General features: G+C 61.4%; 9 protein-coding genes. 3 read left to right on the top strand and 6 right to left on the bottom strand.

Features of this window, described 5'->3' with window-relative positions; genetic code table 11:
• Together VKV28_10365 and VKV28_10360 are read right to left on the bottom strand one after the other, a co-directional pair.
• Positions 1 to 1,092, bottom strand: a 1,092-nt coding sequence (locus tag VKV28_10365) for an MFS transporter (GenBank protein ID HLH77198.1), incomplete at its 3' end; no start/stop codon positions are given.
• A 79-nt stretch (positions 1,093 to 1,171) separates the two neighbouring features.
• Complete coding sequence (locus VKV28_10360; protein HLH77197.1) at positions 1,172 to 2,641, bottom strand: hypothetical protein; 1,470 nt, start codon at positions 2,639 to 2,641, stop codon at positions 1,172 to 1,174.
• Between the two features lie 233 nt (positions 2,642 to 2,874).
• On the opposite strand from VKV28_10360, the gene VKV28_10355 reads away from it, so the two are divergent.
• The gene (locus tag VKV28_10355) at positions 2,875 to 3,741 is read left to right on the top strand and encodes a GNAT family N-acetyltransferase (protein ID HLH77196.1); all 867 of its coding nucleotides are present in this window, start codon (positions 2,875 to 2,877) and stop codon (positions 3,739 to 3,741) included.
• Between the two features lie 51 nt (positions 3,742 to 3,792).
• Here the strand turns inward: VKV28_10355 and VKV28_10350 are convergent, their stop codons facing one another.
• The 4 genes from VKV28_10350 to VKV28_10335 all read right to left on the bottom strand — a co-directional run bounded on the left by VKV28_10350 (position 3,793) and on the right by VKV28_10335 (position 7,779).
• Positions 3,793 to 4,557, bottom strand: coding sequence for a class I SAM-dependent methyltransferase (locus VKV28_10350; protein ID HLH77195.1), 765 nt, complete (start codon positions 4,555 to 4,557; stop codon positions 3,793 to 3,795).
• Positions 4,558 to 4,761: 204 nt separating this feature from the next.
• The gene (locus tag VKV28_10345) at positions 4,762 to 5,244 is read right to left on the bottom strand and encodes a VOC family protein (protein ID HLH77194.1); all 483 of its coding nucleotides are present in this window, start codon (positions 5,242 to 5,244) and stop codon (positions 4,762 to 4,764) included.
• 48 nt (positions 5,245 to 5,292) lie between these two features.
• Positions 5,293 to 6,627, bottom strand: a complete 1,335-nt coding sequence (locus VKV28_10340; protein ID HLH77193.1) for a DUF1329 domain-containing protein — start codon at positions 6,625 to 6,627, stop codon at positions 5,293 to 5,295.
• Between the two features lie 54 nt (positions 6,628 to 6,681).
• Positions 6,682 to 7,779 carry an amidohydrolase family protein gene (locus tag VKV28_10335; protein ID HLH77192.1) on the bottom strand — a complete coding sequence of 366 codons (1,098 nt, stop codon included), beginning with the start codon at positions 7,777 to 7,779 and terminating at the stop codon, positions 6,682 to 6,684.
• A gap of 241 nt (positions 7,780 to 8,020) precedes the next feature.
• On the opposite strand from VKV28_10335, the gene VKV28_10330 reads away from it, so the two are divergent.
• Positions 8,021 to 9,349 carry a Rieske 2Fe-2S domain-containing protein gene (locus tag VKV28_10330; protein HLH77191.1) on the top strand — a complete coding sequence of 443 codons (1,329 nt, stop codon included), beginning with the start codon at positions 8,021 to 8,023 and terminating at the stop codon, positions 9,347 to 9,349.
• A 39-nt stretch (positions 9,350 to 9,388) separates the two neighbouring features.
• On the top strand, positions 9,389 to 10,639 hold the full coding sequence (locus VKV28_10325; GenBank protein ID HLH77190.1) for an MFS transporter: 1,251 nt from the start codon (positions 9,389 to 9,391) through the stop codon (positions 10,637 to 10,639).
• Positions 10,640 to 10,646: the final 7 nt, after the last annotated feature.

Here is a 10,646-nt window from a genome sequence, read left to right as displayed (position 1 = left end):
CGTAAGCAGCAGCAATACTGCGGACACTCCGAAGGTACTTGCGATCATCGTGCGCCGGCCCCGCGAATCGAACCAATGGCCCAAGAGCAGCGGACCCAAAAAATTAGCTAATGCGAAGGGAAGCAGATATATACCCGTGCGGTCGGCGGCTACATGGTAATAGCGGGTCAGCACCAGCGCGTAGGTAAACAGCATCGCATTGTAAACGAACGCCTGAGCGACCATCAGCGTCAAGCCCAGCGCCGTACGTGACCGATAGCGGGTCAGGAGCGGCTGGAGCACCGCGGCCAAGCCGAAATGGGAGCGCGGCGCGATGCTCAACGCTTGTTCATTGGACACTGGTGCCAGCGCTTTGCCGGTTTCCTTGACCACGGCGGTTTCGATCTCTGCCACGATGTTTTCCGCCGCCTCGCGCTGGCCATGGGTGATAAGCCAGCGCGGGCTTTCAGGGATGAAGCGGCGCAGATACAGGACGCCCAGGCCGATGATCGCGCCGGCCCCAAACCCGACGCGCCAACCCACGTCGGTCGCGAGCAGATGGGGATTGAGCAGCATGATGGTGGAAGCGGCGCCAGCTGCAGCGCCCAGCCAATAACTGCCATTGACGATCAAGTCGACTCGGCCGCGCAGGCGTGCTGGAACCAACTCGTCGATAGCCGAGTTGATGGCCGAATATTCACCGCCGATTCCGCTGCCCGTGATAAAGCGAAAGGCGGCGAAGCTATACAGGTTCCAGGAGAATGCCGATAGACCGACCCCGACTAGGTAGATGCTCAAGCTGATGAAGAAGAACCTGCGCCGGCCAAAGCGATCGGTCAGGTGGCCGAACAGTACCGCGCCCAGCACTGCGCCCGCCAGGTAAGCCGAGCCGATCGAACCGATTTGCGCCGCGCTCAGATTGAGCACCTCGGGCCGCTGCACCACCGCGCTGATCGCACCCATCAAAGTGACTTCCAGCCCGTCCAGGACCCAGGTAATTCCCAATCCCAACACCAGCAGCCAGTGAAACCTGGACCATGGCAAACGGTCCAGGCGGGCCGGAATCAGGGTGGCAAAAACTTGCGGGTCGAGCGGTTGGCGGTGGGTTTTCATCAAGTGGAGCGCGCTTGGCCTGAAGGCTTCCTTCATCGTGCCGTGGCGCCGTGGATTTGCCCATCATTCGATGATTATTTTATGCGACGTGGATCAGGCCCGAGAGGCCGGCGGCCAGCAGTGGGGTAAGTATCCAGCCGCCCAGGATATGGCACCATAAATAGCAGCGCAGAAGCTGGCCGAACAGTAGGCGCGAAGGGGCGGCCTTGGGGTCTCGGCGCGCATTGATAGGATTGGGTCGCCAATACAGTCCCTGGTGGAGGTCGACCACCGGCAGAAAGTTATCCAAGGCGTATACCACGCTATTGAAGGGTGGATAGTGGAGCGGCAGCTCTCCGCGGTCCAAAAACAACTGACAGGCGTTTTCCTCGGTGGGCGTGATCAAGCGCCAGTGATAGCCCAGGCCGAAGACCATCGCCCCCAGCACCACAAAGCCGCCAATCCACCACAGCGCCCGCAGCGGAAGATAGCCGTATCCGATGGTCATCTCCAGGACCAAATTCCATACCCACTCGAGCGCGCCCAGCCCGCCCATCTGTCGCTGTGCCACGCGCTGCGCAATCATGACGTCGATCTCGCCCCGGATTCGTCCCTGGCGGCCCAACGCCGCAGCCAATTGAACATAGGGTTGCGGGCGATAGCCCCTTGGCTGTAACGCCAGCCAGTGCAGGCGCTCGGGCGCCTCCATCGGACTACCGGCGCTAAAGCGATGATAGTCGAAGCCGTCGATGAAAAGCATTCCAGGCGCGGGCCAACTGGCCCGGTTGTCGCGCAAGGATGCGGCCCGAGCGTCACGCAAGTCCAATTGCGTCAAAGAGGTGTGGCCGATATCGTACCAATAAAGCGGGCCGGCGATTTGCGCGCGCTGGGCATCAAGCCCGTTGGAGTAAGAACCGACAAAGCGGGCATCACTGAGGCTGAGCGCCTGGCCGATATCAGCCAGACGAAAGTCAACCATGCCATCGGTGCGAAAGCCGTCATGAAAGATAGCATCGCCGGCAATCTTCGCCTCGATCGCCGAGATTGCCACTCCGCCGCCAACCATGAACGAACTGCCGGTGAAATCCACGCTTCCCCCGACCGTGGCGCGGTATAGACTGACCGGGCCATAGTAGCCGAATTGCATGTCGATATCTCCGGTGCTAGTCGAGATGTCCGCGCTCAGCGGCCCGACTACGCTTTGGCGCAGGTCGAGACTGTTGAAATGTGCGTAGGAAAGATCGATTCCATCGGGAAGCGCGCACTGGAACAGACTTAGTGGGCGCGCGACCGTCTGATAACTGAAATCCACTCGTCCGGCGATCTTGGCCCCCATGATGCCGGGACCGCTGGGATGGAGGTAGGCGGCGCAGCGGCTGTCGGTGCACAGCCACGTCAGCAGCGGCGCGCGAATGGTCCGCGCTGGCCCCCATTGATCGGCCCGGCGCGGGTCATTGCCGGGATCGTCGGAGCGTTTGCTCGGTCCGGCCGAAACCACCGCACGCTCCGTGGCCCCGCGCACCAGGATCAGCTCGGCCGGACTGAGTGGGCCAAAGCGCGCTCGCGCCATTGCCTCCAGCACATCAGCCGGTCCGCTCGCAGGCGCGGCCCAAGCCAGCGTCGCTATTGCCAGCGCCGGCCAGATTACCAAAAAAGCGCCCGCCGACCGCCAGCTGGTTCTTGTCGATCTGACTCTCCGCTCCTGCATATGACTTGAGCCCGTGCCATATAAGCATTTTCGGCCTACCCTGGGCAGCTCGCGGCGCTCCTTTTTTGCCGGCGTTTGATGATACGCTGCAATTTATGGCTTTAAGCACCGACCAGCCGTTGACCATCCGCGCGATGGCGGCTCACGAGGTCGAGCTGATGGGGCAGTGGGCCGCCGCGGAGGGATGGAATCCCGGACTGAGCGATGGCGCCAGTTTTTACGCGACCGATCCCGGCGGCTTCTTTCTCGGCCTGATCCATGGTCGACCGTGCGCCATGATCTCGGCGGTTCGTTATGGCTCCGCTTTCGGCTTTCTCGGCTTCTACATCGTAGAGCCCTCGATGCGAGGCCGCGGTTACGGTCTGGCGCTATGGCGAACCGCGATGGAATACCTGGGCGCGCGCAATGTGGGCTTGGACGGCGTGGTGGCCCAACAAGCCAATTATGAACGTTCGGGCTTCGTGCTCGCCCACCACAATATTCGCTTCGAGGGGCGCATTGTTACAGGCTCTGGTAAACCGCCCTCTACGTGCCTGATCGAATTGAGCGCACTACCCTTTGAGGAGCTGCTGAGTTACGACGCCCAGTTGTTCGGAACGGCGCGTCCCCGCTTTCTGCGCAATTGGATTTCACAGCCTGGCGCCCTTGCGATTGGCGCGATCGAGAATAGCGGCCTGATTGGCTACGGGGTGCGCCGCCCCTGCCATGAAGGCTTTAAGATAGGCCCGCTATTCGCCGATCGCGTGCAGGTGGCGCAGGAGTTGTTCGGACGCCTAAGCGCCGGCGAGCAGCTCGGCGCACCGCTGTTCCTGGACGTGCCGGCGCCCAACGCAGCGGCGCGTGCACTGGCCGAGGGGCAAGCGATGCGGCCGGTGTTTCAAACCGCGCGGATGTACAATCGACGCGATCCGCGGTTGCCGCTGGAGCGGATTTTCGGCATTACCAGCTTCGAATTGGGCTGAAGCGTGGGGCCAGCGCGATAGTTGCGTTTCGGTCGCATCGCTGGCGCGGCTCTACCTCACGCAGCGGCCCAGGAGATTGGCGCGCAAAGCAGGTACCCAATGAGTGACTAATCGCTCGTAGGCGACGCCCAAACGAAAGGCTACGGGACTGAACACCAAGTAGCTTGGTTCTCCCTCCCACATTTGCAGCTCTAGCGCGCCGAAACCCGCGGCCTTGGCCAAGTCTCGGAGTTGATGCCGGCTGTTGGCGCGGTAAAACGTGGGCCATGGCTCGGGTGCGTCAGTTAGGCATCGAACCCGGTTGGCGATCAAGCGATGGACCCGCTGTCCACTCAATCGGGCGATCAGACCTACGTAATGGTATCGATTGGGTGTGCGGAAGAAAAAATTACCGCCAGGTTTGAGCACCCGCGCTGCCTCGCGCAGATAGAATAGAGGATGGGCCAAATGCTCGAGCACGAAGTCGCTGAGCACGAGATCGAAGCTGGCGGAATCAAAAGGCAAGGGTTGGTCGGCCTGGATAACATAGGCTTGGTCAAGTTGATGGTTATCCAAAACAACCGGATCGATGTCCGCGCCGATAACTACCGCTGCTTGACCGCGCAAGTTGCGTTCGGGCTCCCGTGCCGCGGCACCGGCACCCAGATTAAGCACCACGCTGTGCGCGTTGATATATCTACCGATCCAGCCATAGAAAGCGCGCGTGCCATTTTTGGCGTGGCAGGGGTAAGCCGGATAAAAGCGGTTCATAAGCTGAGCGACCGATGCGGGAAACGACAGTAAGGATTGATTGCGGAGCGGACCAGCCGTAGCCATCGCGCCTCCTTGACAAAGCGGCCTGCGGGCCTGTTGCAACCGCTGTAGCCGAGTTTGGAGGCGACAACCGTAGCTTTGCGATTTCTCAGCCGGCGCCGTGGAAAAAAACAAACCTCCAAGGCGCCGTCAGTTTGGTGACAGCGCGCGGCGCGGGTAAAGGTGCAGCCGCCCCGCGTCGCGCGGGTATTTGCGCTCCAAGGCCAGCTATACCCCTTTGAGCTTGGGGTCGCCGCCGTACAATCCCATCTCGGGCCGGCGCTCTGCCTTGCCGCGCTCCACCACCGCCGCGGCCTCTTCGCCGCTGGCATAATGGGCTTCGATTTCGAGCCGGTAATCATCCGGATCGGCAAAAAACCAGGAGACATTTTCCGGTTCTTGCAAATGCCCCACTGGCCCTTCGACTGCAACGCCGCATGCCCTGACATGCTCGATCATCGCTTCGGCCTGGGCCGGATCAACGCGATAGGCGAAGTGGATCGCGTGCGGAATCTGAGGACGCGGTGCATCGGCGGCGCGCTTCAGAATGGACAGGCCGAAATCGCCTATGTACAGCTTCATCAACGGGGTACGTACGTTGTGGTCCAGTCGCCATTGCAGCTTGGCTCCCAGCACCTTGGTGTAGAAGGCCAATGTTCGATCCAGATCCTCGACGTCGAAGCCGCTGTGGCTCAGTCCCCTTAAGCTCATTATGGTATCCTCCCGCTACGTTTGCCCGGTGCTCCACGCGCCGGGGGGCTATTGCAGCACGCTCTGCAGGCCCGCGGGGGTGGTGAAGCGCGCTACATTGCGAAATTGCTGAGGCACTTGCTGATCTATGACGAAGTTGTTCTCCCAATGACGGGGCGGCAGCCCCACCGTAATATGATCTTGCTGGAAATCGGCCTGATCGTGGGCAAAGTCGGTAGTCACGAAGGTATAGGAATGAGCTGGATCGGACGGATGGGGCAGGGCCGGCAGAAAACCGAATTGGCCGCGCCAGAATTTGTTATTCTGATCAAAATCGTCCCAGGCCAGGGTTTGCACCTGCTCCCGGTCCAGATACCTGATATTGCGCGCCTCGCAGTATCCCGAGCTAAACTGCGGCCGGCGAGAAAATGAAATCAGATAAACATCGCGCATCTGCCAGGCGCCCAGCGCGCGCGCTTTGGGAAACACCGGACCCCGGTTGAAATACCAATTGGTCGGCTCCTCGGCTGCGCTCAACTTATCGGGTGGCACCACGAATTCAAGCTCCTTCTTCAAGCCCAGGAAGGTCGCGTTGAACCAGGTCGGCGGCAGTGGTATGCGCGAACCGTCGTCATAGTTGAAGTCGGCATTGGGAACTACCGGCGCGCAGCGCGAATTGGTCGACAGCCGCAGGACTCGGCGCAGGCTGGGGATGAAAGCGTAAGTAGCCGGAAAGCGTTCGGGATCGTCGAAATCGATCGCCAGCGAGGTCAGATACTGATTTTGGACCGGAAAGAGCTGTTGCGAGTATGAGGTGATGTACACGCCCTGTTCGCCGGGAGAATTTGGAATGGTCATCGGATAGCCGGGGTCGGTGTTGTGCATCAGGCTGTAATCCACCACCACCCCGGTGTGGTCGGAGCGGTTGCCGTAGCGATCGACCACGAACTGCTGCGGGTAGCGCACCAGGTAGATCGCCGGTACGTATTGGTAATAGGTGTCGTACATCAGTTTGTAAGCGATCAGTGGGTCATGCTCCAGATCCAGCTTGGCAAAGGGAAACGGTTGTCCGGCCACATAGTTGGCTAGCGCCCAGCCGCCGTTGGGTGATTTAACCAATCGTGCCTGACCGGCGTACTTCTCGGTGGCCGACCAGTATGAGGCGGGCAATGGATAACTGCGCGCCGGGCCGACCTCGATTTGCAGCCCCGGCGGCACGGCGGTGGTGGGGCTGTTGCTCATGAACATGTGCTGCAACACGTTGCTCATGAAGCCCCGGTAGAGTTGCCAGTTGGCCTTGGTGATGATGGTACCGCTTGCAATGGTGGTGGGGGCGGCAGGTGAGGCCGCGGCGATCGCACCCAACCCCAGCATCAGCACGAATAAACCGGTCGTTGTTCGCACGCCTCAGCTCCGGCGCAATTGTTGCCGCAGGCTCGCTTGCTCTTGCCGGCCCGCTCAGCGTAACGTCGCGCTGCGCGCCAGCAAGGGAAAGATTCGCCGCGGGTTGTGATGAAACAGCTCCAGCTTCTGCCCCTCGCTTAGAAAGTCAAATGCGTCGATTGTGGCCACCAGATCGTCGGCTGGCTTGCCCGTTTGCGGATTGACATCCGCCGTACCTGACCCCGGCGCTTCGGTGCCGAACGCCATCTGTTTAATTCCGCGCTGACGAATCGCCGCGGCCAAAAACCAGGGGTCGTAAGCGCAGGTATCAAAGAACAGATTGGCGCTCACGTCGGGCCGCGCCACTGCAGCCTCGCTGGGCTCCGGAGAGCCTCCCGAACCGCCTCGCCGTTCTCCGCTGGCCCGCACCAGGTTGCTCTCGATCCGCGGTTCATTGGCGTCGATTACATCGCCGGCGGCGACCAGCCGGCGCAGGGCTCCGCCACAATGACAGATTACGATCCGAAGCTCTGGAAAGCGGCGGAAGACCTCGCCCTGCTCCAACAGCAGGGTGGCTAAAGTTTCCTCGGTCAGGAAGTTGTACTGGTAAGAATGTTCGAGGCCGTCCAGGCGGGGATCGCGCGAGAAGGAAGGATGCACAATCAGCGTAGCCTGCAATTCTTCGGCCACGGCGTATAGCGGAAACCAGGCTTCGTCATTTATCCCAGGGGCGCTGCGGTCGGCGCCGGGGTCGGGATTGAGCAGCGCGCCCACGAATCCCAGCTCCTGCACACTGCGGCGCAGCTCAGTCACGCACCCTGCGATGTTCAAGGTCGGGGTTTGGGGCAATTGCGCCACTCCCACGAAGCGCTTGGGATGAAGTTGGCATTGCTCAAAAATCACTTGGTTGGTCAGGCGCGTCCAACGCTCGACCAGAAACGGCCGTTCCCAATGCATCATCGCCACTGGCCGCGGTGAAATCATCTGGATGTCGATGTTGCGCTCGTCCATGATGCGCAAATGGCGTCCCAGAGCCTGGGCCATCGCTTCAGGGGGGATTGTCAGCCCACCCCGCTCCGAGCGCAATGCGATCATATTGTAGGCATGGGCGCGAAAGTGCAGAGGGGTGGACATGTGACCGTGAACGTCGATCACGAGTTGGCCTTTAAACATTGCTTTCTCCCGACGGCGTTGTGGGGTGCCGCATAACCACCGCGTGCGGGCGTGCGCCGTGCCTACTGAAATTGATCACTTCTCGCTATCACGCCGCTCACCGGCGGGTCAATTCCGCCGCTGCGTGTCCATGCTTCCTGCCTGGCGTGATTCGAGCATCGCCAGCAGGCCGTAAAATGTGGTAGGCAATGGGACCTGAGACCCTGAATTTCAGGCCCTGCGGCCGTGAAGGATTCAAGCGATGGCAAGTTCGCATGATTTCGAGACCCTGACCGCCGTGGGCCCCGGCATGCCGATGGGCGCGCTGATGCGCCAATACTGGCTGCCCGCCGCGCTGTCCAGCGAATTGCCCGCTGACGGCGCGCCCCGGCGCCTGATGTTGCTGGGGGAGAAGCTAATTGCCTTTCGCGACAGCTCGGGCAGAGTCGGCGCGATGGACCATCGCTGCCCCCATCGATGCGCCTCGCTCTTCTTCGGGCGTAACGAACACGACGGCTTGCGCTGCGTCTACCATGGCTGGAAGTTCGATGTCGCGGGCAATTGCGTGGACATGCCCAACGTTCCGCCCGAATACGATTACAAAAGCAAGGTGCGCGCACGCGCCTACCAGGTCGCCGAACGCAATGGTGTGGTGTGGGTTTACATGGGCCAGCGCACGCCGGCGCCGCCGCTGCCCTTGATGGAAGCGCTGCTGATGCCGGCGGAGGAGATGACCATCAGTTTGACCCAGCGCGAATGCAATTACATGCAGGCGCTGGAGGGCGACCTCGACACCACTCACGTAAGCTTCCTGCACCTTGGCGGATTGGACCCCTCCCAGGTTGGACCCCACGAGGGCGATACCCGATTCAAAGTCGCCAACCGCAGCGCTGAACTCCACGTCGCCCGCGCGCCTTGGGGCACGACCTATGGCGCTCAGCGACGCGTCGATGACGCCATCTACTGGCGCTTCGGTCAGTTCGTATTTCCTTTTTGGACCATGATTCCCACCGGCCAGCTCGACAATTTCCTCTTTACTCGAGCCTGGGTGCCGATGGATGACACTCACACCATGGTTGTGACCTGGGTGTGGAAGAAGAGTTGGTGGCCGAATCTGCAGCGCAACGGCGCCGCCGCCGGCACCGAGTTGGCGCTGGACTATCTTCCCGACAGCAGCGATTGGTATGGGCGTGCTCGCCTGGCTGCCAATTCCGCCAACGACTATCTCATCGATCGCGAGGTCCAGCGCACGCGCAGCTTCTCCGGGATCAAGGGAATCATGCTTCAGGACCAGGCCGTGACCGAAAGCATGGGGCCGATCACCGGCCATGCCTTCGAGCACCTGGGCCACAGTGACGTGATGATTATCCAGACCCGCCGCCGTATGCTCGAAGCCGCGTCGGCTCTGCGCGAGCACGGTCAAATGCCGCCTGGCGTGGACGATCCCGAGGTGGCGCTGGGCGCGCGCGGTGGTCATTTCGTGCTCGATCGCGAACGCGATTGGCAGGTGGCTTATGGAGAACAGCTTGCCGCCGCGCTCAATCCCACCGGCCGTTTGCGTGTGCCGGCCGCGGCCATGAACCCCGGCTAAAGCCAGCTTAGGAACTTCGAAGCGAGTATCGTGCCGGCGATGCGGGAATTGACGCGCGCACGCTTGCGGCTGATGGCCAGCGTATGGGCGGTCATCATTTTGGTGTTCTCGCCCGCGATAAACGCCATCGGCATCTACCTGCTTCCTTTGGCGCGGGAATTCCATGCCGGCCGTAGCCAGGTGTCCCTAGTGGCCGCCGCGATGGCCGTCGCGATGGGAGTGGGAGCTCCCGCCGCAGGTTGGTTGCTGGACCGGATGGAGGTCCACTGGCTGATGGCCGCCGGTATCGTCATCACCGACTTGGGTTACCTGCTCGGCAGCCGCGTTGGTTCGTTGAACACGCTTTGCCTGGCTTTTGCACTGGTGGGTATCGGCCTGGCCGCCTGCACCCTGGTCCCCATCTGGGTGGTGGTGCTGGCCTGGTTCAAACACCGCCGCGGCTTGGCCTTGGGGCTCGCGGTCAGCGGAATTTCGGTCGGCTACCCGCTCTTCCCCCTGGTCGCCGCCCATCTCCTGCCCAATTACGGCTGGCGCACGGTGATGCGCTGGACGGTGGTTCCCAGCCTGCTGATCGCATTGCCGATGGTATTGGCTTGGATACGCCGTCATCCCCCGGGCGAGATGAGTGTGCAAGCGGGCGAGGAATTAGACGGCGTGTCGGCGCGCACGGCTTTGCTCTCCGGCGCCTTCTTAGCAATCGCGATCATGCATATGTCGATCATTCTCGCCTGGGATCTCTTCCGAATTCATCTGGTCGCCTACCTGGTCGGTACCGGGTTCAGCGAACGGGTGGCGGATTCGCTGTTGGGGCTGCAAGGGGGGTTCGCCATCGTCGGATTCCTGTTCAACGGATGGCTAGCTGATCGCTTCGGACCACGTTCGACCATGGTCGTGGGGTTCATCACCTTTGGTCTGGGGCTGTTCTGTCTGCGCCTGACCCATCCCAGCGCCGTGGGCTGGGTCCTGATGGTGATCTTCATGGTCTGCTATGCCAACGCCGGCGGCTTGGGCAACTTCACTTCGCTGATCGTGGTCAACACGATGGGGCCGCGGGCGTTGGGCACCCTACTGGGAGTGCTGAGCTTCCTTGGCTCGACCTTATGCCAATCCAGCGCACCGGTCATTTCCGGTAAGATTTACGATTATACGGGCAGCTATGCATTGGTCTTCGATCTGGCCGGCGTGCTGATCGCGGTGGGGCTGATCGCTACCGCGTTAATTCGTCCGCTCAGGGACTTGCAGCCGGCACCAGCCGAAATGCATCCGGCTGCCGCTGCCGCCCGCGACTGACGCGGCG

The sequence above is a fragment of the Candidatus Binataceae bacterium genome (genome assembly GCA_035294265.1).
GTDB lineage: Bacteria > Desulfobacterota > Binatia > Binatales > Binataceae > DATGLK01.
Note: the sequence above shows the minus strand (reverse complement) of the source record. Positions and strands in the feature narration are given on the sequence as shown.